Genomic DNA, 23,805 nt, shown 5'->3' on the forward strand with positions numbered 1-23,805 from the left:
GAACCATCCAGGCTTTAATGTTGCGCTGAAGCAAGCCAGGAACTGCAAGTGAGGTATTCTCGATTGTTCAATGGGTCCCCGCGTTCGCGGGGATGACGATAAAAAGAGATCTCCGTGTCAACGGCTCCACCCGATAGAACACCATTGCGCGAATAGCGGCTGCCACTTTACAGCGCCTGACATACCTCGCGCCCGCACACCAGGAATCAACCCATGCGTTTCCTCGCCACGTTATCCCAGTTTTTCTACGACCTCTGGGCGCAGCGCCTGCGGACGACCCTGACGATCCTCGGCATCACCTGGGGTACGGTGGCGGTGATCGTCCTGCTGGCCTTCGGTGTCGGGCTCGAGAAGCAGTCGCGTAAAAACATGCACGGCATGGGGGATGGCATCGTGGTGATGTTCGGCGGGCGGACCACCAAGTCGTTTGAAGGGTTTCCGGACGGGCGCGAGATCCCTCTCCGGGAGGAGGACGCCATGATGCTCGCTCGGGAGATTTCGGAAATCGAAAGCATCAGCCCGGAGTATATCGAGCGAAACACCGCGGTGCGGGTGGGTCAGGCCTCGACGATGCCGGCGATCACGGGGATTTACCCGGTTTATGGCGATATGCGTAACGTCATCGCCGAGCCCGGCGGACGGTTCATCAACACGCTCGACATGCAGAACCGCCGGCGGGTGGCCGTGCTCGGAAACGAGATCAAGCGCCTCCTTTTTGCGGACGAGGACGCGATAGGGAAACAGATCATGGTCGGCGAGGCCGCCTTCACCGTGGTCGGCGTGATGCAGCCCAAGACGCAGAATTCGTCCTACAACTCGCGGGATTCAGACCGGATGTTCATCCCGGCCAGCACCCATAAGTCGCTCTTCGGAGACCGGTACGTGAACAACATCATCTATCAGCCGGCGGACCCCCTGCTCAGCGAAGCTATCGAGACCCGCGTGTACGAGGTGATGGGCCGGCGCAACCGGTTCGACCCGACCGACGAGGACGCCCTCGGCATCTGGGATACCAACGAGGCCGACAAGTTCATGCGGGCCTTTTTCCTCGGATTCAACATCTTTATGGGCGTCATCGGGAGCTTCACCCTCACGGTGGGCGGAATCGGGGTGGCGAACATCATGTACGTCGTCGTCCGCGAGCGCACCCGCGAGATCGGCGTGAAACGGTCGGTCGGCGCCCGCCGGCGCGACATCCTCATGCAGTTCTTCGGCGAAACATTCCTGATCGTGGGCATCGGCGCCACGCTCGGTTTCGGCATCGCTGTCGGCCTCGTGAAGGCCCTCGCCTTCCTCCCGATCCAGGACGCCGTCGGCACCCCGGAAGTGTCGCCCATGGTGGCCGTGACCACGATGGCATTGCTCGCCATCATCGCCTTCCTCGCCGGCTTCTTCCCCGCCCGCAAAGCCTCCCGGCTGGACCCGGTGGAGTGCTTGCGAACTTGAAGTGGTTGCAGGTTCGCAGGTTAAAAGTATAAAGCCTGCCAACCTCAACTTGCCAACCTGCAACTTGCCAACCTGCCAACCTGCAACCCCCATGTGGAAAATCCTCCTCCAGGAATTCTGGAACGACCTGCGGACGCAAAAGACGCGGGCGTTTCTGACGATGTTCGCCATTACGTGGGGGACGCTGTCGGTGGTGCTGTTGCTGGCCTTCGGCGAGGGGCTGGGGCGGACGATGCAGAGCGGGCTGCTGAATGCCGGCGACCGCATCTTCCAGATCTACGGGGGCGAAACCAGTCAGTCGTATGAGGGCCTCGACAAAGGCCGGCGCATCCGGCTCATCCGCGAGGACCTCGACCTGCTTCAACGGTCGATCGCGGACGTAGACCTTGGCAGCATCTCCTACGGCCGCTGGGGCGTAGCGCTCCAGGTGGGGCAAAACAAAACCACGACGTACATGGAAGGCGTCGGCGAAGCCTTTGAGGATATGCGGCGCATGTATCCCGCGGCCGGTGGGCGTTTTCTGAATGCCATCGACGAGTCCCAGAAACGCCGCGTCGTGTTCCTGGGGCCGGAACTGGCCGGCCGGCTCTTCGGCGAGACCGAGCCTGTTGGGGGATCGGTGATGATCGACGGTCTCCCGTTCACCGTCGTCGGCATCATGCAGGAAAAGCTTCAGACCTCAATGAACAACGGGCCAGATGCCAACCGCGCCATCATCCCCTCGTCGACCTTCGAGACGATTTACGGGCATCGGTACATCGACCATATGGTCCTGCGGCCGCGCAATGTGGCGGTGGCGCCGGCGGTCAAGCAACAGATCTACGAGGTGCTCGGACGTAAATACAAATTTGATGCGTCGGACGAGCGGGCGCTGGGCATCTGGGACTTCATCGAGAACGAGAAGGAAAGCGCCAAGGTGTTTATGGGCATCCAGCTCTTCCTGGGGCTCGTTGGCGGGTTGACGCTGCTGCTGGCCGGGGTGGGGGTGGCGAACATTATGTACGTCACGGTCAAGGAGCGGACCCGCGAGTTCGGCGTCAAGCTGGCGCTAGGCGCCCGTAAGTATCACATCAAAATCCAGGTGATCTTCGAGGCGCTCCTCATCGCCCTGATGGGCGGCGCGATCGGGTTGCTGGTCTCCTACGGCGTCGTCAAAGCGATCCAGAGCTTGCCGAACAAAGAGGGTGCGATGGAATTCCTCGCCAACCCTGTGCTCTCCACGCCAGTCGCTCTCCTGACGGTGGGCGTATTGACGGTGATCGGGCTCCTCGCCGGCTACTTTCCCGCGCGGAAGGCGGCGAACGTGGACCCGGTGGAGTCTCTCCGATACGAATAAGGTGTAACGTTCGAGGTTCGAGGGTTAAGGCGTTTTGCCCCTTAACCCTCGAACCTCGAACCTTAAACCCTTCAGATGTTGCTGGCGGTGCGGTACAACTCGAAGTACAAGGCCGCCTTGCTCTTGTATTCTTCCGCCATCCGCTGGCGTTGTGGCTCGGGCATGAGGAACAGGCGCCGGCGCGAGGACTCCAGGTAATCCCGATCGAGGCCTTGCAAACTGGTCAGCCCGTCACGGATCGAATCAACATGTATATTCTGCTGCATGGAAGTGCTTGTCATCAAATGGGGTACTTAACCTTGTAAAGAGATTTCAAAATACGTTAGCCGGCCGCCGAACCCGTACTCATTTAGACCAGAAGTGAACGGTACTTTTGGTGTACCGTACAGGCTACTTTGGCGCGGCGTGACGTTACTTTTGACGGCGTACCTCCAGCAACGCCGGCCGGTATCAGGAAAGTCCACCCAGGCCCATTGGAATGCGGATTCTACAACCCGTATTCGTGTGTATCTGCTGGAAACCGCCGGCCTATAATTCGGGCCTCCGAAAGTCCATTAGACTATCCGGCTCCACATGCGGCGATGCCACCGGCGCCGCATCCGGGTCCACGGGGGGCTGCCAGTCTGGATCCAACTCTACCGCCTCCCGCCGCACCTCGAACCGTACGACGACATCCGCCACGGAAGCCTGACCCGGCTGTAATCGATATTCCTCAAGCACTACCTGTACCTCCCGCCCATACCAGATCGCGCGGCAAAACGGCCCTTTTTTCGTATGCAGCGTATCCGAATACGGGGCGCGGCCCATCTTGCGTTCCAGCGTCCGTAACATGTCGAAAAAGCCGATCGTCTGGCCCTGCGAATTGTCAAACCGAACCTCCATCGAGACGAGGCTATCCACTTTCGGCAGGAAATACAGGGCGACACGCGCCATGTCGAGGCCATAGAGACTCCGCCCTTGGACGCCAAAAAAGGACTGCACGAGGCTGTAGTCGATCATCCCGACGGCGCCCCGGCGATCCGGGTTGGCCGTCCGACGGTACTGGTAGCGCCAGGTAGCGAACGGCTCGGTGATCTGGAGTTGGACGGAGCCGACTTCCTGCAGGGCGTCGAGCGCCGGGGAGGGGGCGTCGCGGCCGGCGGCGATCGCTCGTTGGATGCTCAGACGGCGCCCGCGCAGCTGGCGGTCGTACACCAGTAGCTCGGCATACCCCTCCCCCATCCCATACGCCAGCACCACACGTTCTCCTTCCCAGTGCCGCTGGTCGATCTGGACGAGCATGCCGGCACCGGCCACATCGTTCGAATACACCGCCGTCGGTATGCCATACCGCGCGATGAGCGAATCCAGCATAGCACGTTGTTGCACCGTGCCGGACTCCAGTTGGAACAACAGGGCATAGACCTGCCCATCGATCACCCCGGCGGTCGACCGAGTGAGCGACACACCCATCATCCGGCGATCGTTGGAAACCGGCAGCGGGAGCTGGTCGGCAAACCGGCTGCCGGCCGTTTCAAACTCCAGCACATCGTAATCGAGCCGTGTCCGCTCCGCCTCCCCGATGACGCTGCTGTAGAGCGAATCCCCCAGCACGTAGCCCTCAAACCCGTAGTCCGCATCCAGCCGGCCCACACCCGCGGGCATCGGCTGGCAGGCCGACACGCTGGCGCACAGAAAAGTCAGGAGCAGGACACACCGCATGGCTACGCTGGAGAACCGCTGAAGGGGAAACACCGGGCCATCCATGCGCCTTCCGGGAGGTCAGGCAGAAGGCAGGCCGTGCTTGATCACATGTTCCATAGCATCGACGAAGCGATCCAGTTCCTCTAGCGTCGTATATACGTTCGGCGTCACCCGGAGACCTTCGAATTCCGGGTGGATGATGGGGACGACGATGATCCGGTGCTCTTTCCAGAGGTAGTTTTTGAGCGCGGCCGTATCTACGCCCACTACCTGCACATTCCCGATCCCGCAGGACATGCCGGGTTTCAGGCTGGTGTTGAGGCGCACGCGGTCGTGGCGGAGCAACGCGTCGGCCCAGTACTTCGTGAGGTACCGCAACCGCTCTTGCTTCCGCTCGGCCCCGATGCCCTGGTGGAATGTGAGGGCATCGGCGATAGCGAGGTAATTGGCGGCCGGGTGGGTGCCGATCTCCTCGTACTTGCGGATGTTGTCGTCCATCGTATCCGGCGAGGCCATGAGCGGCCAGAGATCCTTGATTTTCTCTTTGCGGACGTACAACAGGCCGGTACCGTGCGGCGCGAGCAGCCATTTATGCAGGCTGGAGCCGTAATAATCACAGTCGAGATCAGCATGTGTAAACGCGAAGTGGGCGTAGGCATGCGCGCCATCGACGACCACCGGGATGCCCTTTTCCCGCGCCATCTGGACGACTTTTTTGACCGGCAGGATCTGCCCCGTGATGTTCACGATGTGGGACATCAGGATCATCTTCGTGCGGGGCGTGATGTGCGACTCGAACAGCCGCACCACCTCGTCGTCGTCCTCGGCCGGCACGGGAAGCGGGAACTGGACGAGCCGGATGCCCTCCCGGCGCTCGCGCTGCTTGAAGGTGGTGAGCATGCGCGGATAGTCATGCGTGGAGGTCAGGACCTCATCGCCGGCTTTGAGATCGATGCCGAGCTGGCAGATCTGGAGGCTCTCGGACGCATTCCGCGTCAGGGCGATTTCCTCCGTATCACATCCAAAATCCCGCGCCACACGTTGCCGGACACCCTCGCGCTGGGGCTCGAGGATCTCCCACATCGTATAGACGGGTGCGAGATTCGAGAAGTCGAGGTACCGCTTCATGGCAGCCTGGACGTCCGCCGGCGACGGGCTCACACCGCCGTTGTTGAGGTTCACCAGGCTGCGATCCACCGTAAATGCCTGCTGCACGGTACGCCAGAATGCCTCGTCAGCCGCCACTACGGCCGGTGCGCCCGGGTAGTGGGCGAGGGTTTCCAGGAGATTGGGAAGGGCGGCCGGATTAAGGCTCGCGGCGGTCAGGGCGGCGGCGGCAGGCCGGCCGATATGACCGAAGAAGTCGCGACGGGTAGACATGGGGTCGACGAGGCATGGGTGAGCGAAGGTCCTGACGCACAGTATAGGCGACGGATGCGGACTCTATCAACGCCCCATCAGCGCACGACGATAAAACGGCGGACCTGCGCGGTATCCCCGGCCTGGATTCGGTAGAGGTAGATGCCGGCGGCCAGCCGTGAGCCATCGTAGGCGACGGCGTACGGCCCGGCCGGCTGTAGCTGATCGACCACCACATCCACTTCCCTTCCCAGCACATCGTACACCCGGAGCGACACCTGCGCAGTTGCGGGGAGGATGTAGCGGATGGTGGTTTCGGAGCGAAATGGATTCGGGTAGTTCTGCTCCAGGACAAAGGCCGGCGGCGTCATGGCGTCGGGTTCGTCGACCGCCGTGATGATCACCTGCCCCTCGAGCGCGACCAAATAGGCCGAGCCGGCGGTCGCGCCGTTCCCGTTGGCGTCGTACCGCGCGCCGATGAGGGCGTCTTCGCCATCGAGGGCGACCGTCTGTCCGAACCGATCAGGCCCGCCCTCGTCGGTGGGCCCCATGCGGGCTTTTTCTAGCCAGTTCGTGCCGCTCCGCTGGAAGACGTAGGCGGCGCCTCGCTCGGCATCCGCCCCATCCGCGCCGATGAGCGCATAACTGCCGCTCAGGGCGACGCCACGGCCGAAGCGCTGGCCGTCGCTTTCGTCGGAAGCCTGGAGCACGGCCAGTTCACGGACGCCCCACAGGCCGCCGGTGCGCCGGAAGACATAGGCGGCGCCGGCGTCGGCATCGCCTCGGTTTGGCGCGCCGACGAGGGCAAAGTCGCCCTCCAGCGCCACGGAAGCTCCGAGACCGTCATCCACCGATCCGACCGAAGCCACGAGTTTGGCCTCGGGGTTCCAGTCCAGCCCATCCCATCGGAAGATGTAGGCCGCGCCGGTTGCAAAAGGTCCTTCCTGGGGCGCGCCGATCAGCAGGTCCACCCCATCGACCGACACACTCTCGCCGAACCGGTCGCCCGCGCCGCCGTCACTGGCCAGCAGCGTGCCGGTGGACGGCCACTGGGCCCCATCGCGGCGGAAGACAAATACGGCGCCGGCATCCTCGCCGTTGGTGTTGTCGTCCGCCGGCGCGCCCACGAACACCTCTTCGCCCTGTACAGTGATTGCGGCGCCGAACGCATCGCCGACGGCCCCCGATGGGGCCACGATACGCGACTGCTCGCTCCACGATTCGCTGCCGCGGAGGAAGACATAGACGGCGCCGGCGTCGGCGCCGCGCTCGTTGTCATCGCCTGGTGCGCCCACAAACAGGTAGTTGCCGGCCAGAGCCACCGCCGCGCCGAAGCCATCACCGCCCTCGCCATCGGAGGCGACCAGCTCGGCGACCTGCCGCCAGCTTACCCCCGTGCGCTCATAGACATAGGCCGCGCCCGGAGTCCCCTCGCCGCCGCTCGCGCCGATGACGGCCATCCCATCGCCCAGCGTCACCGAGGCGCCGAAGTAGGGCTCGATGACCCGGCTCGAGGCGATGACCAGAGTTTGCTGCGCCCAGGAAAGGCCGATCCGGCTGTAGAAGTAGACGGCGCCGGCGTCGGTCCCGTTGAGGTTGTCGGCATCCGGAGCGCCCACGATGAGATCGCTGCCGCTAAACCCGAGGGCGCCGCCAAAGCCATCGCCGTCGCGGGCCCCGAGGGCCGAGATGCGAACATCGAACAGCCAGTCCTCACCACTTTTTGAGAACACGTAGGCCGCGCCGCGCTGGTTGTCGACACCGACCGCGCCGACGATCACCTCGTCCCCCTGGATGGCGACGGCCGTTCCAAACTCGGCTCCGCTCGCGCCGTCCGTGGCGCCTAGCCGGGCGCGCTCGACCCACTCCGCTTCCACCCGCTCGAAGATGTACGCTCCCCCTACATCCAGCGTGCTGTCGCCGTCGCGCAACGGCGCGCCCACCACCGCCACATCGCCTTCGATGGCGAGTGTGGCGCCAAAGCCGTCGCTCAGTCCGCCGTCCGACGCGGCGAGCTGGCCTTCCGCATCCCACACCGTGCCGTCGAACTCAAAGATGTAGGCCTTGCCCTCTCCAAAAAAGCCTCCGTTCGCCGCGCCGACGATCAACTGGAGATCGCGCAGGGCCACGGCGCTGCCGAATCGATCCCCCTGCCGGCCGTCCGAGGCCGCGAGGCGGGTTTGTTGCGTCCAATTCGAGCCCGAGCGCTGGAAGAGGTAGACGCTGCCGGCGCCCAGGCCGCGCTCGTTGTCATCCTCCAGGGCCCCGATCGCGGCCGCGTTGCCGTCGATCGAGACCGACCAGCCGAATCGGTCGCCCGGCAACGCATCGTCCGCCTGGATGCGGGCTTGCTGGACCCATACCGAGCCGCTACGCACAAAGACGTACGCGGCGCCCCGCGCCTCGTCGGCGCTCCATGCGCCGATCAGGGCCCGGTCGCCGTCGATCGACACCGCGCTCCCAAATCGATCCCCGCCCATCCCTTCGTTGGCCATCAACCGAGCCTGCTGGATCCACGTTTCGCCCGAACGCCGATAGATATACGCGGCCCCCGGATCCGTATCGTTTAAGCCTTCGGCGCCGACGATGGCAAAATCTCCGCTCACGGCCACCGTGCTGCCGAATCGCGGTTCGACCTCCCCGCGAGAGGCCAGCACCCGCGCGATGCCGGGCTGGAGGCCATCACTCCCCTGGCCGTTGAGTTCCACCTCGTGCGGACTGTCCGCCGCGTTGCTGACGATGACGAGGCGGGCCGGCTTCGCGCCCGGGCTCTGCGGCGAAAAACGCACGGTAACGCCGATACTAGCCAGAGGCGCCAGCAACGCGGGTCCTCCGGAGACCACCACGTACGAAGACGCGCCCTCCCCTTCGATGGAGACGCCGGTGATGTTCAGATCGGCCGTTCCGATATTTGAAATCGTGAACGAGTTTTCTACCGATTGTCCCACCGCCACGGTGTTAAACGAGAGACTGGCGCTGCTGGCGAGTAACGCCGGCAGCCCGCTGCCGCCTACGGGGAAAATGTACGCCGCGCCGGCGTCCTGGCCGCCGTCGTTGTCGTCCCATCGCGCCCCCACGATCGCCTGCTCGTTGCTGAACCCGAGCGCGCTCCCGAACTGATCGCCAAAGGCGCCGTCAGCGGCGATGAGCTGGGTTTCGAGCGACCAGGCCGCGCCGAAGCGCTCGAACAGATATACCGCGCCGGCTTTGTCGCCGTCGCCATTGCGTCGCCAGCGGGCGCCGACGATTGCGTACCCCCCTTCAATGTGTACCGCAGAGCCAAACTCGTCGCCTTCGCCGCTCGAGAACGGCAGCATACGCGTCTGGAGGCTCCAGGCCGTGCCGGTGCGGACAAAGAGGTAGGCCGCGCCCGCTTCGTCCCGCCCTTCCACGGATTCGCGGGCGTTGCCGACCACCGCGTACAGGTCGCTGATCGAGACCGAGCCGCCGAAGCCGTCGTCGCCGGCGGGGGTCGTCGCGGCGAGGGTGGCTTGCTGGACCCAGAGGGATCCCGTGAAGCTGAAGACGTACGCTGCGCCGGCATCCACCAGTCCGTTGGTATCATGAGCCTCGGCGCCGACCACCACGTGGTCGCCATCGATCGCCACCGCTTCGCCGAAGGCATCGCCATCCGCTCCGTCCGCGGCCTCGATGCGGCCTTCCAGCACCCATTCGGCGTCCGTTTTCCGGTAGATGTAGGCCGCGCCCCGCTGACGCGTAAAGCCGGGGGCTCCGACGACGACACGATCCCCCGACACATCAACCGCTGCCCCGAATTGATCGTCGAAGGCGCCTTCCGGCGCCAGGAGCCGCGCGTCCTCCCGCCAGCCCGCGCCATCGCGGACAAACACATAGGCCGCGCCGGCGAACGGACCGTTTTCGTTGTCGTCGCGTCGTGCGCCCACCACCGCGACCTCCCCATCGATCGCCACCGAGACGCCGAACTGGTCGCCGGCCTCGCCGTCGCTCGCGAGCAACGTCGCGTCGAGATCCCACCCGGGCCCATTCTGGCGATAGAGGTAGGCGGTGCCGGCGTCCTTCCCGTTCGCATTATCCCCCAGCCAGCTTCCCACGACGGCATACCCGCCGTCGATGGCTACCGACTCCCCGAAATAATCGAATGGCCCGCCATCTTCACCCAGAGACAGCTTGACGCTGACCTGCGCGTGCGCTAAGGAGAACCCGCCGGCACTCACGAGAAGGGACAGGAAAACAGAGACAAAAACGCGGGGGAGTTGCATACGAGGGGGGGCTGGGGGGTGTACCCGAAAACTACCGAATTCGATCCCATCAATCCAGCATCGCGCAAGGTTAAGCACCGAAGGGCCCGACCGATACCAATTCAGACACTCCGCAGGGACCCACCCCCCTTTCGACATGTGAGGTAGCTTCATGTATGAGGCGCTCAGCATAGCTCTTCTTGACACCATTACACGCTTTTACCTCCGGTCGAACCGGTTTACAGGGATCCCTGTAGCCACGCTCGCCGATCGGGAGAAGACGTCCCTCGAGACCGTTCGACAGGCGCTGCGTCCGCTCGTGCGGGCACAGCTGGTCAGCATCGAGTTCGGCGATCGATATCCGGACCCGCATGTGCGGGCGTTGCACGACGCGCCGATCTGGCGCCAGGAACAGGGGCTCGAAGGGGGGGATATCGAACTGGCCTGCGTCTTTCCGGCCCAGCGTCACCTGGAGCGGGTGGTCAATGCGCGGTTGTTTGCGGGCAGGCCGTACACGCTCGGTCTTGCGCTTGGGGCGCCACGGCTGAAGATCGAGACGTTCCATCCTTCGGTGCTAAGCTGGTACGATGCGCAGCCGGCAGAGGCAGGCATCGTGGTGGGCCGCGGGGCCACGCCGCCGCAGCCACCGGCGTACGGCATGGCGTACGACACTTCGTTTCATCGGGCGGTAGCCACGTGCGTGGGCGACCTCGCCGAGCTGCCCCCGGCCGAGCAACAGCTCTGGCTCGGAAAGGCCATTCACGGACCGTTCCGTATCCACCCCGAGTTCGAGCGGTCGCTTTACGGCCACTCCTTCAACCGGCGCCTGTCGATTTATCGGGCCCTCCAGGAAGAGCTTCAGACCATCAATCGGTGCTGCGCCTACCTGCGTCGGCCCCTCCTCTTTCCGCACGCCCTGTCCGATGGGCTGTTTCTCAACGAGGTCGGCCTGCTCGCCCGGCCCAGCGTCGCCACGGCGAGCCGCTTCCTCACCTGCCTCCAGACCCTTACGATCCAAAATCTCGACACCGCCTTTTTTGCCGGCGACGACGTCGAAACTCGCGCCACGGTCGGCGTCTACCCCCGGGAGGTGACCCTCGCCACAACCACCCTCGAACGGCTGGACAACTGGATGATGCGGTATCAGGGCGCCGAGGAATCGGCGTTTCGGCCGTACCTCAAGGTGCTGCGCAGCGCCCGCCGGCGTATTCGGCGCATTCAACTCGCTTCCCCAGGAGAGGGCTGGGAAGATACCATGAGCGACCTCCAGCGGCGCGTCGTTCGCGCCGCCTACGTGAGCTTCCGAGATATCCGCAAGCACCTCGAACAACGGATCGGGGCCGACCTCTACATGCATCCCGCCGCTCGGGAGGAAATGGTCTGGAGTCTCTGACCCCTTATAGGGCCATCACATCATACGGCAGGGGCATCATCAGGCTTATTTTGTAAGATGAGCCCGCCCATTTGCAAGCATTTCACAAAAAGATTCGGGTTTTCCCTTCTTTTTCTCTGCGTTCTATTCCCCCCCAAGCACTTGTTAATGAACGCGTTAGCCCGACAGGAAGCGCTTTCGTAACTATTTTGGTTTATGTCCACTTTGTATTATTAAATTAACCAAACCTAGACCATGCACCTAACTTTATTCCATCATGAATCGCTACACCCTACTCTTGCTCCCGCTCGTAGCGCTGGCACAGCCGGCCTATGCCCAGGACGCAGCTGAGGTTGCCATCTCCGGGGCCGACACGGCCTGGATCCTGATGTCGACCGCCCTTGTGCTGCTGATGACCCCTGCTCTGGCGTTCTTCTACGGCGGCCTGGTTCGCTCGAAGGACATGCTCAACACGATGATGATGAGCTTTGTCTCGCTGGGCATCACCGGAGTGCTCTGGGCGCTGGTCGCCTACTCCCTGGCGTTCGGCGCCGGTAGCCCCTGGCTCGGCGATCTGTCAATGGCCTTCCTCGCCGGTGTGGGTCTCGAGGCGAAAGGTAGTATCCCTCACATCCTCTTTATGGCGTTCCAGGGGACGTTCGCGATCATCACGGTGGCGCTCATCTCGGGAGCGATCATCGGTCGGATGCGGTTCAGCGCCTACATGCTCTTCATTGCAGCGTGGATTCTGTTGGTTTATGCGCCGGTATGTCACTGGGTATGGGGAGGTGGATGGATCGGAGGGATGGGTGCGTTGGACTTCGCCGGCGGCGCCGTCGTCCACGTCAACGCCGGCATCGCCGCGCTGGTAGCGGCTTCGATGCTCGGGCCGCGGAAGGACTATGGTCGCCAGGCCCTGCTGCCCCACAACGTCCCGTTTGTGCTGCTCGGCACCGGTCTCCTCTGGTTCGGATGGTTCGGCTTCAACGGCGGCAGCGCCCTGGGCTCCAACGGAATCGCCGCGCTGGCCTTCGTCAATACCATGCTCGCGCCGGCCGCCACGGCCGTCGTCTGGGCGTTGTTGGACTACCTGCGGAATGGCAAGGTGACGGCCGTTGGGCTCGCCACCGCCATCGTCGTGGGCCTCGTCGCCATAACGCCGGCCGCAGGCTTCATCTCCCCAATGTTTTCGCTCCTGCTCGGCGCGATCGCGGCATTCCCAAGTTATTACCTGATCCTGTGGCGCTCGCGTACCCGGCTCGACGACTCGCTCGACGTGTTCGCGGCGCACGGCGTGGGCGGCCTCACGGGCGCCCTGCTCACCGGCGTGTTCGCCCAGCAGTCCATCAACGGCATCGCCGATGGGCTCCTGTTCGGCAATCCCACCCAGTTCATCATCCAGCTCGGCTCTGTCGTCGCCGTGCTGCTGTACAGCGGGGGCATTACCTTCGGCATCCTGAAGGTGCTTGGCCTCTTCATGAAGATCCGCGCGACGGATAAGGAAGAAGGCATCGGTCTGGACCTCACCTATCACGGCGAGGAGGCCTACGCCAACGGCGACGGCACGGTGCTGCTGCTCGACGAAGAGATGAATGGAGACGGCGCTTCCCATGGAGTGCACGTCAAACCGGCTCGTGTAGCCGGCGCCTGACCCCGCCACGCAATCCAGATACGGACATGAAACTCATTAAAGCGATCATTCGCCCCGAAAAACTAAACGACGTGCTCAAGGCCCTTTACCAGGCCGAAGTCCACGGCATCACCGTAACCCGCGTGCACGGCCACGGCGGCGAAACAGACCTGGTCGAAACCTACCGCGGCACCACCGTCAAGAAGGTGTTGACCGAAAAAGTGGCGCTGGACATCGGCGTCTCCGAGCCGTTTGTCGAACGGACCGTCCAGGCCATCCTCGGAGCCAGCCGCACCGGCGAGGTTGGTGACGGCAAGATCTTTGTCCTCCCCGTCGAAAAAATCTATCGGATCCGCACCGGCGAGGAAGACATGGCCGCGGTGACGCCCGTGACCGCCTGATCCAACACATCGGCGTTTTACTTCACTACGGACCCACAGAGCCCGCTCTCGCTTCGGCGAGGGCGGGCTTTTGTTTGTTCCTTCAACGCAAGGCCCTGGTATTCTTGCCGACCGGCGCAACGCTCCCTATCATAAGGCCGTATTCCCCTCGTCTTCCATCCAGATGCACCTATGGATACTGTTTATCTGGTCAGCATGATCGTTGGCGGCTTCTTCGTCCTGCTTTCCATCTTTGGAGGGGAGATGGAACACCACGTCGACGTTTCCAGCGATGTGCATGGCGATTTCGGCGGAGCTACCGCGCACGACTCGGATACGGGCGGCGGCGGCTTTGTGGACCTCCTCTCTCTTCGCACCCTGTTCTTTTTCCTGGCCTTTTTCGGTCTCACGGGCTCTCTCCTGTCGTGGACGGGCTCGAGCGAAACGCTGACTGCCATTACAGCCACGGTGGTGGGCCTCGTCGTCGGCTTAGGGGGCAACTTCGCCATCCAGCGCATCGGCCATGCCCGGGTCTCGAGCGAGATCACGTCGAACGACCTGACGGGGCTGACCGGACGGGTACTGATCCCGTTTTCGGGCAGCGACCGGGGGAAGATCAGAGTCGTGGTCAAGGGCAACGAACTCCGCCTGCCGGCCCGCTCCCTCGATGTCGAATCGGCTGAATCGTTCGAAACCGGCGATGAAGTGGTGGTCGTCTCGCGCGACGGCGTCACTGTCGAAGTCGTAAAGCCTACCTGAAACCTGCGCGGGGACTGTCCCCACCACACCCTTATTGGAACGGAACGTCTATGTTCGAGCTCATTGTCGCCGGCGTCATCATCCTGGCCATCCTCACCGTACTCGGCGTCATCCGCGCCAACCTGAAAATCTGCCAGCCCAACGAAATCCTCATCTTCAGCGGCAAACGACGGGTCCTGCCGGATGGCACGACACTCGGCTACCGCCTCATCCGCGGCGGCCGCGCGTTCCGCATCCCGATCATCGAGCGGGTGGATCACATGATGCTTACCACGATCCCTATCGATCTGTCGGTTTCAAACGCCTACTCCAAAGGGGGCATTCCGCTCACCGTCCGCGCCATAGCCAACGTCAAGATTGCCTCTACCGAGCCCGAGATTAACAACGCCGTCGAGCGCCTGCTCGGTAAACCGCTGGACGACGTGCAGGCGATCGCCAAGGAAACCCTCGAGGGCAACCTCCGCGGCGTACTCGCCCTACTGACCCCCGAGGAAGTGAACGAGGACCGGCTCAAGTTCGCCAAGCAGCTGGTCGACGAAGCCGACCAGGACATGAACGCCCTCGGGCTTCAGCTGGACACGCTCAAAATCCAGAGCGTAGAGGACGAACGGGGCTACCTGAAGGCCATTGGCCGACAGCGGACCGCCCAGATCATTGCCACGGCTGAAATTACCGAAGCCGAACAACGCGAGCAAGCCAAACTGGCTGAAGCTAAAGCCAACCAGTCGATCGCCGAGGCCGAGAACAAGGTACGTGTCGTTCGCGCCCAACTCGCCGCCGACGCCGAAGCCGAGGAGGCGAAGATCAGCATCGCCGCGAAAGTCGCCCAGGCGCGCGCCGAACAGGAGTTGGCCGAGCAGGAAATCACCCTCGCCGAAAAACGCCAGCGGTCCACGGTAATCGTCGCTGCCGAAGGCGAGCGCCGGGCGAAGGAAGAGATCGCCAAGGGCAACGCCGCTCGCATCTTCGAAGACGGGCTGGCCGAGGTAGAGGTTCTTCGCCGGAAACTCGAACTCTGGAACCTGGCCGGCCCGGACGCCGAGCGCCTGTTCCTCATCCAGATGCTCCCGGACATCCTGAAGCAGGTGGTGCAGACGGTCGACAACCTGAGGATCGACAAACTCACCGTGGTCGATAATGGCGGCGGGAATGGCGGCGTGCCGGCTGTGTTTAACCAGATCGCCGGCGCCACGCCGGCCCTGCTGGAAAGCCTGAAAGCATCCACGGGCATCGACGTGGCCGGGATGCTTGGCCGGGCGTCGGCGCACAATGATTGAGGGGGAATACAAGGGGGTGTAAAGTGGTCCAAGGGCTGAGGTACATCCACAAATCCATCGTCCTATGCGCCGGCCTTCTTCCATTTCCCTATTTGCCCTCCTCATCGTCACCTTTTCCCCCGGCTGCCGCGTGATCGACAGCGAAGACGAAGCGGAAGTAGCGTTGTTCGCTTACGCCTCTGCGTCGTGTGCCCCCTGGGATGGGCCGGCGCTGGATCTGGTGCTGACCACACGGGAACAGAGTTGCGCGAATATCGAACACGTCACATACGGCGATGGCCCCGCGCTGGACTTCACACGCCTGGTCATCTACGGGATCAACGAGCCGGAAAGCGGCCGGAGCTGGACGATCGATCTTGACGAAGACGGGGGCCTCACGCCGGCCAGCGCCGGCTGGGGCCAGAGGTGCCCTGGAAACGAACAGAGCTGCGCGCCCATCGACCGGGCGACGGTGGCGTTCACCCCGGCCGGCGATGACGCGTTTACGATTATGACCACCATTCTCTATCCCGACGGTTCCGAGGACACCACTCGACGCAACGTGTGCGTTTGCCCGCGCCCAAGTTTTCCATTGTGCGGCTGACGCCGGCTCGAGCTCAGGAACGCAACGCCAATAGCCCGCATAGGATCAAAAAGGCCACGTGAATCCAGATGGTCGACACGGGTTTGGCCGCGACACTTTTCATCCCGATCACCAGGCCGTCACGTTCAGTGTATACTGGGCGCCGAAGATGTTTTCTCCCCCGGCGTCCACCACGATCAGGGCTTCGTAACTGCCGGCGTTGAGCGTATCAAGCGGCAGGCGATGCCGGAGGGAGTCGCCCGGATACAGCCGCAACGACATGGCCTGATGACGTTCGACGAGTTCGCCGGCAGGGGTATAAAGCTCTACAGAGATCAAGGGCTCGATCATCACATCACCCGTGTTTTCCAGGTCCGCCGTCATGATGCGCACACCAGCCTCGTCATGTACATCGACCCCACGAAACAGGAGATTCGCGTGACCAGTGCCCTCGATATGGGTGGCTAACTGGACGCTCTGGCGGACATCGTGTGTCGCCGGCGACGCAACGGCATCAGCAATAAACTGGAAGGCCCCATGCGTGGACTCAATGGCCAGGTCGGACACCGAGAGCAGGCTTCGATAGGATCCAGCGGGCGGCGCCCCCTTCAGACGCGCGGGGACGGTGATATCATAATCGACCCGCCGCGCTTCGCCGGGCGCAACGGAGAAGCGAGACGGCGATACGACAATCCAGCCGGCGTTACTACGGCGATGCGTGGCCGGAGGCCTGAGGGTCGCCAGGGAGTCGCTATCGAGCCGATAATCGTGCTGAAGCACCTGAACGTCGCGCGGCGTGTTCGAGTCGTTTCGGACCAGGAACGAGCCGGCGTAGCGGTCGCCGGGGCGAACCGTGCGGTCGTCCATGAGCCGGCCGTGGACCGAAAGCTGGGCGAACGCGGGAGTGACCGAAAGTAAAAGGAGTACCAGAACGATGCGGATACGCATGATGGTCAGAACCCCATCGTGTTTGGTGATCGGGGCCACGCGCTATGCGGGGCCAGGATGCCGCGCGGTTTGGGGACGCGGCGAAGGGACGCGCAGGAGGAGTCCGGACGACTCGGCGGGGTGTGGGGTAATAAAACGCCAGGCTCAGGGGGGCTTGAGCCTGGCTAAGAGATGTATCGGCGGAAAGGGTAGAAGTATTAAATGACTTGAAAAACCGGGCAGGATAGCGAAACCCCAAATAATTGAGTCATCCCGAGCCTGTCGAGGGACCTCCCGGACGATCGAGAGGTCCCTCGACAGGCTCGGGATGACTCGGATACGGGAATTAGCGATTTTGGCCTTTAACCATGTGTTCATGCCCGGTAAGAAAGCCCCGTGCAACTGGGCTATGGGTCTCAGCATGACATGATCGCAGGATCTGCGTAATATCGGATATTAAATCACGCCGTCTTCGCCCAGTGGCCGCGGAGCTGGCCGACGGTGATGCCAACATGCGCGAGCGCCTCGTCCACCTCCCGCATCCAGCCGGCGGGGTGGTAGCGGCTCATGCGACGGACGGTCAGACGGTCGCCGGCCTCCTCCGACGGCCAGATAAAGGCCTCTCCGATCCACCCATCCTCTTCCGGCGGGAGGATGAGGGCGATGGGACCGCTCTCCTGCCCCGGCGTGGGATAGAATGCCCGGGCCGCCGGCGAGGCCTGCGCCTCGATCTTCGCCAGCCCGCGATCGCTGAAGAGCCCCGGGTTCCAGCGGGCGATCAGGCACAGGGTGTCGAACAACCGATGCTGGAGGTCCGCTTCGTCGATCCGGTACAGGATGTCCACTAGGCCGGCGTCGACCAGCAATGTGTCGTGAAAGGCCGCGTCGACCTCGTCCTCCCCTTCCGAGGAGCGCGTCACCTGAAGGCCCATTCGCTGCCGGCCGTACTCCACCAGAAACGTCACCTCGAACGAAGCATACGACGTCCCCATCCGCGCCTGGTAGTGTAGACCGGCCGTTTCTGCCAGCGTCCCGACCAGCTGGTAGGCGAGATCGTCCTCCGCCTCCGTCTCGTACGGGGGATGATAAAACAAAGCCGGCTCCTGGAGCAGGTGGCGTACGGAGGAAGCCGCGGGGACCGGGAAGAGGCGGCCGATGGCCGGGCGTGGGTTCTGGGCGTTCAGCATGAGCGTGTCCGTTTCTGTGGGATGAAACCCTGTTCGGGTCAGGTAGGAGCAAGATAAAAAGGCAGGGTGACAACATTGTGTCATAGGGCAATAACCCTGAAGATGGCCACGTTATCCACACGACCCCGCGATTCACATCCCCGTTTCCGCGCACCCATCGCTACCGCTACCATGGCACTTCGCACGATCGCATTCCTGCTGGTTTTCCTCATCGCCCGCGCCGGCCTGGCCCAGGGCCTGATCATCGGGCCGGACTACCACTTCTCCCCCATCTCCCTCACCGAACACACCGTCGATGCCGCGATCGACGAGCAGGTGGCCGTCGTGAATGTCAGCCACACGTTCACGAATCAATCGCGCGCCCAGATCGAAGGCACGTTCCTCTTTCCGCTCCCCAAGGACGCGCAGGTATCGCGGTTCAGCATGGAGATCGATGGGAAAGAGGTGGCTGGCGAGCTCCTCGCGGCCGACGAAGCGCGGGCGATCTACGAAGCCATCGTCCGCAAAAATATCGATCCGGCCCTGCTGGAAATGGTGGAGCACCGCACGTTTCGGGCAAACATCTTTCCGATCCCTCCCGGCCAATCACGCACGATCACCCTCCGGTATGACGCCACCCTGCCGGCGGATGGCGCGACGGTCGCCTTCACCTATCCGTTCCAGGGCATCCTCGGGTCGCGCGGGCCCGGGGTAATCCCGATGCCACGGCCTATGCCGCACCGCGAGGACCGTCGGGAACCCCGGGATCGTCCTGATCGAGAACCGCAGGCGACGCATACGACCCTCACGGCCACGATCCGGAGCGACCGGGGCGTCGGCGCCGTGTATTCGCCGTCGCACGCGGTCCAGACCGAGCGCCGGAACAGCCGGCACGCGGTCGTCCGTTACGAGCACACCGGCGACCGCGACGGGCGCGATTTTGTACTCTACGTGACCCGCGACAACGCGGAAGTTGGCGCCACGCTGTTGTCCCACCGCCCCTACAGCGACAAAGCGGGGTATTTCATGTTGATGCTATCGCCCAACGCCGAGCGCGGCGCGGAGGCCGTCCAGCCGCGCGACGTCGTCTTCGTGCTGGACACCTCGGGCAGCATGGCCGGCGACAAGATGACCCAGGCCCGCGACGCGCTCCGCTACTGCGTCCAGCGCCTCGGCGCTCAGGACCGGTTCGGGATCGTCGCCTTCAGCTCGGATGTCGATGCGTTTCGCGAGACGCTTGTGCCGGCCTCGGCGAAAGAAGACGCGCTGTTTTTTATCGACCAGCTCGAGGCCCGCGGCGGCACCAACATCGACGAAGCGCTGAAAACGGCGCTCGGGCAGCTGGACGATAGCCGGCGGGGCCAGATCGTATTCCTGACGGACGGCCTTCCCTCGACCGGCGAAACCGACGAGGAGGCGATCCGCAAAAACATCCGCACCGCTAACGGGCAGGACGTGAACGTGTTTGCCTTTGGCGTCGGCTACGATGTCAACACCCGCCTGTTGGACGGGTTAGCGGCCGAATCGGGGGCGTTCGCGGACTACATCTCCCCGGAAGAAACCATCGAGGAGCGCGTCGGCGGCTGGTACGACAAGGTGCGTTTCCCGGTGATGACGGATCTGAAGCTAACGATCGAAGGCGGAGAGACGTTTGCCGTAAGCCCGGGCCGGATGCCCAATCTCTACAAAAACGGACAACTCGTCGTCGCCGGCCGTTACCGTAAGGCGGGGCCGGCGCGGATCCATCTCACGGGGATGCTGGACGGCCGGGAGCAGTCGTTCCAGTACTCATTCGATATGCCGGAACGGGAGCGCGAGCGCGACTTTGTCGCCCGCCTCTGGGGCCAGCGCCGAGTCGGAGCCTTGCTGGATGAAATCCGGATGCACGGGGAAAGCGACGAACTCAAAGAAGAAGTCATCGCCCTCGCAAAGGAGTTCGGCATCGTTACGCCCTATACCTCGTATCTGGTGACCGAGGACGAGTCGATGGCGATGGATCAGATGCCGCCGCCCGGTGCGCCGCGGCCGACGTATCAAACCCGGAGCATGAGCGCCGACGCCGGCTTCAGCCAGACGTCCGGCCAGGCGGCCGTCGAAATGAGTAAATCGATCCGGGAGATGCGTGAGGCCGAGGTGGCCGCGCCGGCCGAGGCCGGCGTCGCTGCCATCCAGGGCCGCACGATGGTGCAGACTTCAGAAGGCATCTGGCAGGATGACGATTTCGACGCCGCGAAGGACAAGCCTCTCGCCATCGCCTTCGGGTCCGACACCTACTTCCGCCTCCTCCGCCTCTATCCGGACGCCCTGCCCTTCGCGCAGCTCGGGGAAAAGGTGGTGTTTAAACTCGGCGAGCATTTCGTTTCCATCGAGGCAGGTGGTGATACGCTGGACGACGCAGCGCTTAGGCGATTGTTTGGCTGATCGCGCCCAATCCGGGTTCAAATTCTAATACGCCTTTAATACAGCGTGCCCGCAGCTCGTGTATCATTCACTGATCTTACGCAGCAGCCCTGATTGGAGGAAGCCAGTGGCCGAATTATGGCCATGGCCACATGTCTATCGTGTGCCTGCCCGGCTGGCGCGTAATGGTAGTCCTTCAGCATCATTCCCGGGCGATATACAGCGCGTCGCCACCATTGTGCGATACAAAGGCATAAATTCCCATTAAAAAACCGGTATTGAACGAGCGATTTCCCCGATTCTTTCTGCATCAGAACCAGGAAGTCCTATCTTGTACTGAGTACGTGCGCCTCATGTATTCATCACCCGTCATGCTGAACTCGCCGAACCGTAGCACTGATTCCGCTCTACAAGCTGAGAAGGTGAAGCTATGCCTTGTCGGGATTGAATCGATGTCGGACCTCGCCGAGGACACACCATCGGACAGTGTTTCCGTCATAGCTCGCTTATCCTGGACGTTCTTTGATCGCATGGTCGATTCGCCGCAACTGCCGATCGGCTGTGATGCGCTTTGCTGCGCGTGGTCGCTCGATGAGCAGCCCCGTTTCGACCGTCTCTGCCGGCTGGCCAGGGAGGCAAAAATCCCCGTAATTGCATTGTGCGACGCCCCAGGCGATATCGTCCCCGCCCTGCTGATGGGCGCTGACGAAGCCGTCCCGTTGCCTTTCGACCTCGAGTGGCTCGACGCCCGCATTGCGGTGTTCAGGCGATGGACGAATCCCCCGCAGGCTACTGAAAGCACTCCAATTAGGGAAGCTGATACATCCTATCAGCTCGTTTTTGGCTCTTTGAAGATGGACCTTGTGGCGAGAACACTGCACATCAACGATGAGCCCATCGAGTTGACGTACAAGGAATTCGAATTGCTTCGTTTTATGATGGAGCGCCCTGGAAAATGCTGTTCGCGGGATGACATCCTCGATCATGTATGGGACATCGACTTCCATACCGGCACCAACATGGTTGAAGTGTATATGTTTTATTTGCGCCGCAAGCTGCGTGAACACCATGCGTCGGATCTCATACAAACGGTGCGAGGTGCCGGATACCGGCTCTCCTTGCCGCAAAACGGGGGTATAACACCATGAATGACCCCATGATTACCAGAGGGAGGATCAGAGTTTCAGCGGCGGTATTGGACAAGTTGGCGCTGGCAGCTACCCGTGAAGTACAAGGGGTGCACGATATCGAGCACCTCGTTGTCGGCGCATTGATCGGCAGTATTGCCGGCGGCGCGCTCGGCTTTTCACAGGGCGGGCCTGCGGGTGCCGCGATAGGCGCCTCATTTGGCACTGCTGCCGGGGCCTTTCTCGGCCATTTGATAGAGCAATCGGTCGATGCACTCCACGATACGGAGTCCGATCACCCACCACTCCACGTCCGAATCAGCGCCGAATATGGGTCGAACTTGTATCAGGTTGCTGAGGATGTGCGCCGCCGCGTTCGGGAGACGGTTTACGATCTCGCCGGCCTGCGAGTCGGCGCCATCGAAATAGAAATAGTTGAGGTTGTACAACCACGTGCCGTGCGCGCGCGAATTCACTGACGGCCTCCTTCCAGCAACGACAGGTCCGCCCACTCAAACACGCCACGCGAATGAACGAATCGATTCTTACGACAAGTTGGCGATCGATCACGCTCGTACTGGGCGTCTTCCTCTTGCTTCTGGGCGCAACGCTCGCAGGGTATGCTGTCGTGCCAGGGAAGGGCCTTTCAGGTTCACTCGGTGGGGCTACGTTGGCGTTCGATCTATCCGATCAATCCGCTGCCGTGCGGAGTACCTGGTTTGGGACCGGTATCCTGGGCGTGCTGTTGTCGTTGTTACTGCTGCGCATCGGATTCGCGCGTATCGGCCAGAGGGGAAAACAGGTGATCCTGAGCGATGTGTCTTCGTCCGGAGCATTCGGCAGCGGACGCGTATCCATTGCCATCGACAGTCTGACGGCATTGCTCGTACATGTTGCGGAGCGCGTCGAGGGGATTCGCGAGATCGACCCTAAACTGCAAATGACAAAAAAGGGGTGGCGTCTCGACTGCGTCGCCGCTATAACACCCGATGCCTTGATGCCTTCAGTGACCTCGGCCTTGAAGGCACAGCTAAAGGACACACTGGAGCAGCACACGGGCCTACCGGTTGCCACGGTGAACATATCGGCGCAACTTCTCCCCATTCGGAATTTAAAACGCGTACGATAACTGGCATTACTTACCATGGGCCCAGGAGATCCGTTTAAAACTATTCATACACCCATCGGGGACGACAGACTGGATCCACCCGCAATCGATTCAGAAACGGGGACCTCGGTACATTCGAGCTATTCCCCCACAACCGATATGAAACTCCGCTATATGCTACTCGGGTTTTTATTCGGCGCCCTTTTCGGTGCCAGCGTCCTGACATTCGGGTGGGGCAATACGCTCTTGATCGGGCTATGCGGTGGCGTGGGACTCCTGGCCGCGCTAATACTACATGAACTTGCGAATGGCCGATTCGACGTACGAGCCGCCTGGCATGCGTTGCGAAATACACGTTGATCGCACTTATGTCCGCTCACTTTATTGGTGATTGTAATGACTAAGAAATCGAGATCGAATATCACGCAGGACAACACCGTTGAAAACATGGCCGACGATCCTGTTCGTTCTACGGGCATGGCCTTGCGCGAGAAGCATCCCGCAGCACCCGGTTCTATCGTCCTCAAAGGGGAAAATGGAAGAACGGTGATTCAGACGGAAGTTGTAGCAAAAATCGCCGGCCTCGCGGTGCGTGAGGTGTCAGGGGTCCACAAACTCGTGCCGTATGGCGCGGGCCAATCGGTGGCGTCGCTGGCCAGTGCGATCACGCGGAGTGACATCAAGGACCTCGGTGTGCAGGTCGAGGTCGGACAGAAAGAGGCGGCGATCGATGTACGAATCATCACCGACTATGGAGCCAATATCCCCGAGATCGCGCGATCGATCCGCCAGGTAGTCGCTGAACGAATAGCGAGCATGACCGGACTTGTCGTGGTCGAAGTCAATATCGATATCGTCGATCTTTATTTCGGACAGGACGACGACGGGCTTTCGCCCCGAGACGCCCGTGTCGAATGATCGCGGTGGGTACTCAGTGCAATGCGTCCTTACTGGCGCCGACCTCTATCCCTCCATCCAGCCCGGTTCGAGGCACATCAGCATCTCTAATGTAATTCTAATCCGGTTCTAACACCGCTCTAATATGCGGTGCGT

General features: G+C 62.3%; 19 protein-coding genes. 13 read left to right on the top strand and 6 right to left on the bottom strand.

Annotated elements, in window-relative coordinates:
- Window positions 1-213: 213 nt before the first annotated feature.
- Together SH809_01835 and SH809_01840 are read left to right on the top strand one after the other, a co-directional pair.
- Window positions 214-1,446 (top strand): ABC transporter permease, encoded by a 1,233-nt coding sequence (locus SH809_01835; GenBank protein ID MDZ4698420.1) that lies wholly within the window; start codon window positions 214-216, stop codon window positions 1,444-1,446.
- Between the two features lie 91 nt (window positions 1,447-1,537).
- Window positions 1,538-2,782: an ABC transporter permease gene (locus tag SH809_01840; protein MDZ4698421.1), complete on the top strand. Its 1,245-nt coding sequence runs from the start codon at window positions 1,538-1,540 to the stop codon at window positions 2,780-2,782.
- 71 nt (window positions 2,783-2,853) lie between these two features.
- Here the strand turns inward: SH809_01840 and SH809_01845 are convergent, their stop codons facing one another.
- The 4 genes from SH809_01845 to SH809_01860 all read right to left on the bottom strand — a co-directional run bounded on the left by SH809_01845 (window position 2,854) and on the right by SH809_01860 (window position 10,065).
- Window positions 2,854-3,063: a hypothetical protein gene (locus SH809_01845; protein MDZ4698422.1), complete on the bottom strand. Its 210-nt coding sequence runs from the start codon at window positions 3,061-3,063 to the stop codon at window positions 2,854-2,856.
- Between the two features lie 247 nt (window positions 3,064-3,310).
- Window positions 3,311-4,483, bottom strand: coding sequence for a hypothetical protein (locus SH809_01850; GenBank protein MDZ4698423.1), 1,173 nt, complete (start codon window positions 4,481-4,483; stop codon window positions 3,311-3,313).
- 60 nt (window positions 4,484-4,543) lie between these two features.
- Window positions 4,544-5,845: an aminotransferase class V-fold PLP-dependent enzyme gene (locus SH809_01855; GenBank protein MDZ4698424.1), complete on the bottom strand. Its 1,302-nt coding sequence runs from the start codon at window positions 5,843-5,845 to the stop codon at window positions 4,544-4,546.
- Window positions 5,846-5,922: 77 nt separating this feature from the next.
- Window positions 5,923-10,065 carry a choice-of-anchor D domain-containing protein gene (locus SH809_01860; GenBank protein ID MDZ4698425.1) on the bottom strand — a complete coding sequence of 1,381 codons (4,143 nt, stop codon included), beginning with the start codon at window positions 10,063-10,065 and terminating at the stop codon, window positions 5,923-5,925.
- 151 nt (window positions 10,066-10,216) lie between these two features.
- Between SH809_01860 and SH809_01865 the strand changes: the two genes are divergently transcribed.
- The 6 genes from SH809_01865 (at window position 10,217) to SH809_01890 (ending at window position 16,045) form a co-directional block, all read left to right on the top strand.
- Entirely contained in the window at window positions 10,217-11,437 is a 1,221-nt protein-coding gene (locus SH809_01865; protein ID MDZ4698426.1) for a hypothetical protein, read from the top strand.
- Window positions 11,438-11,693: 256 nt separating this feature from the next.
- Window positions 11,694-13,067: an ammonium transporter gene (locus SH809_01870; protein ID MDZ4698427.1), complete on the top strand. Its 1,374-nt coding sequence runs from the start codon at window positions 11,694-11,696 to the stop codon at window positions 13,065-13,067.
- A 26-nt stretch (window positions 13,068-13,093) separates the two neighbouring features.
- Window positions 13,094-13,447, top strand: coding sequence for a P-II family nitrogen regulator (locus SH809_01875; protein MDZ4698428.1), 354 nt, complete (start codon window positions 13,094-13,096; stop codon window positions 13,445-13,447).
- Window positions 13,448-13,618: 171 nt separating this feature from the next.
- Window positions 13,619-14,185, top strand: coding sequence for an NfeD family protein (locus tag SH809_01880; GenBank protein ID MDZ4698429.1), 567 nt, complete (start codon window positions 13,619-13,621; stop codon window positions 14,183-14,185).
- Window positions 14,186-14,235: 50 nt separating this feature from the next.
- A complete protein-coding gene (locus SH809_01885) occupies window positions 14,236-15,462 on the top strand; it encodes an SPFH domain-containing protein (protein MDZ4698430.1) in 1,227 nt (408 codons plus the stop codon).
- Between the two features lie 64 nt (window positions 15,463-15,526).
- Complete coding sequence (locus SH809_01890) at window positions 15,527-16,045, top strand: hypothetical protein (GenBank protein MDZ4698431.1); 519 nt, start codon at window positions 15,527-15,529, stop codon at window positions 16,043-16,045.
- A gap of 108 nt (window positions 16,046-16,153) precedes the next feature.
- On the opposite strand, the gene SH809_01895 is transcribed toward SH809_01890, so the two are convergent.
- Window positions 16,154-16,972, bottom strand: a complete 819-nt coding sequence (locus SH809_01895; protein MDZ4698432.1) for a hypothetical protein — start codon at window positions 16,970-16,972, stop codon at window positions 16,154-16,156.
- Between the two features lie 440 nt (window positions 16,973-17,412).
- Entirely contained in the window at window positions 17,413-18,138 is a 726-nt protein-coding gene (locus SH809_01900) for a hypothetical protein (protein MDZ4698433.1), read from the bottom strand.
- Window positions 18,139-18,309: 171 nt separating this feature from the next.
- On the opposite strand from SH809_01900, the gene SH809_01905 reads away from it, so the two are divergent.
- From SH809_01905 to SH809_01925, 5 genes are all read left to right on the top strand, one after another.
- A complete protein-coding gene (locus SH809_01905; protein MDZ4698434.1) occupies window positions 18,310-20,538 on the top strand; it encodes a VIT domain-containing protein in 2,229 nt (742 codons plus the stop codon).
- 350 nt (window positions 20,539-20,888) lie between these two features.
- Complete coding sequence (locus SH809_01910; protein ID MDZ4698435.1) at window positions 20,889-21,665, top strand: response regulator transcription factor; 777 nt, start codon at window positions 20,889-20,891, stop codon at window positions 21,663-21,665.
- Window positions 21,662-22,123, top strand: a complete 462-nt coding sequence (locus tag SH809_01915) for an Asp23/Gls24 family envelope stress response protein (protein ID MDZ4698436.1) — start codon at window positions 21,662-21,664, stop codon at window positions 22,121-22,123. Before SH809_01910 ends, SH809_01915 begins: the two co-directional genes overlap by 4 nt.
- A gap of 50 nt (window positions 22,124-22,173) precedes the next feature.
- Complete coding sequence (locus SH809_01920; GenBank protein MDZ4698437.1) at window positions 22,174-22,773, top strand: hypothetical protein; 600 nt, start codon at window positions 22,174-22,176, stop codon at window positions 22,771-22,773.
- 426 nt (window positions 22,774-23,199) lie between these two features.
- Window positions 23,200-23,670 (top strand): Asp23/Gls24 family envelope stress response protein, encoded by a 471-nt coding sequence (locus tag SH809_01925; GenBank protein ID MDZ4698438.1) that lies wholly within the window; start codon window positions 23,200-23,202, stop codon window positions 23,668-23,670.
- Window positions 23,671-23,805: the final 135 nt, after the last annotated feature.

The organism is Rhodothermales bacterium, from assembly GCA_034439735.1.
GTDB lineage: Bacteria > Bacteroidota > Rhodothermia > Rhodothermales > JAHQVL01 > JAWKNW01.

What these genes read in the sequence shown, in the direction of transcription:
- SH809_01835 (MDZ4698420.1), top strand. Translation starts at nt 214, where the DNA reads ATGCGTTTCCTCGCCACGTTATCCCAGTTTTTCTACGACCTCTGGGCG.
- SH809_01840 (MDZ4698421.1), top strand. Translation starts at nt 1,538, where the DNA reads ATGTGGAAAATCCTCCTCCAGGAATTCTGGAACGACCTGCGGACGCAA.
- SH809_01845 (MDZ4698422.1), bottom strand. Translation starts at nt 3,063, where the DNA reads ATGACAAGCACTTCCATGCAGCAGAATATACATGTTGATTCGATCCGT.
- SH809_01850 (MDZ4698423.1), bottom strand. Translation starts at nt 4,483, where the DNA reads ATGCGGTGTGTCCTGCTCCTGACTTTTCTGTGCGCCAGCGTGTCGGCC.
- SH809_01855 (MDZ4698424.1), bottom strand. Translation starts at nt 5,845, where the DNA reads ATGTCTACCCGTCGCGACTTCTTCGGTCATATCGGCCGGCCTGCCGCC.
- SH809_01860 (MDZ4698425.1), bottom strand. Translation starts at nt 10,065, where the DNA reads ATGCAACTCCCCCGCGTTTTTGTCTCTGTTTTCCTGTCCCTTCTCGTG.
- SH809_01865 (MDZ4698426.1), top strand. Translation starts at nt 10,217, where the DNA reads ATGTATGAGGCGCTCAGCATAGCTCTTCTTGACACCATTACACGCTTT.
- SH809_01870 (MDZ4698427.1), top strand. Translation starts at nt 11,694, where the DNA reads ATGAATCGCTACACCCTACTCTTGCTCCCGCTCGTAGCGCTGGCACAG.
- SH809_01875 (MDZ4698428.1), top strand. Translation starts at nt 13,094, where the DNA reads ATGAAACTCATTAAAGCGATCATTCGCCCCGAAAAACTAAACGACGTG.
- SH809_01880 (MDZ4698429.1), top strand. Translation starts at nt 13,619, where the DNA reads ATGGATACTGTTTATCTGGTCAGCATGATCGTTGGCGGCTTCTTCGTC.
- SH809_01885 (MDZ4698430.1), top strand. Translation starts at nt 14,236, where the DNA reads ATGTTCGAGCTCATTGTCGCCGGCGTCATCATCCTGGCCATCCTCACC.
- SH809_01890 (MDZ4698431.1), top strand. Translation starts at nt 15,527, where the DNA reads ATGCGCCGGCCTTCTTCCATTTCCCTATTTGCCCTCCTCATCGTCACC.
- SH809_01895 (MDZ4698432.1), bottom strand. Translation starts at nt 16,972, where the DNA reads ATGCGTATCCGCATCGTTCTGGTACTCCTTTTACTTTCGGTCACTCCC.
- SH809_01900 (MDZ4698433.1), bottom strand. Translation starts at nt 18,138, where the DNA reads ATGCTGAACGCCCAGAACCCACGCCCGGCCATCGGCCGCCTCTTCCCG.
- SH809_01905 (MDZ4698434.1), top strand. Translation starts at nt 18,310, where the DNA reads ATGGCACTTCGCACGATCGCATTCCTGCTGGTTTTCCTCATCGCCCGC.
- SH809_01910 (MDZ4698435.1), top strand. Translation starts at nt 20,889, where the DNA reads ATGCTGAACTCGCCGAACCGTAGCACTGATTCCGCTCTACAAGCTGAG.
- SH809_01915 (MDZ4698436.1), top strand. Translation starts at nt 21,662, where the DNA reads ATGAATGACCCCATGATTACCAGAGGGAGGATCAGAGTTTCAGCGGCG.
- SH809_01920 (MDZ4698437.1), top strand. Translation starts at nt 22,174, where the DNA reads ATGAACGAATCGATTCTTACGACAAGTTGGCGATCGATCACGCTCGTA.
- SH809_01925 (MDZ4698438.1), top strand. Translation starts at nt 23,200, where the DNA reads ATGGCCGACGATCCTGTTCGTTCTACGGGCATGGCCTTGCGCGAGAAG.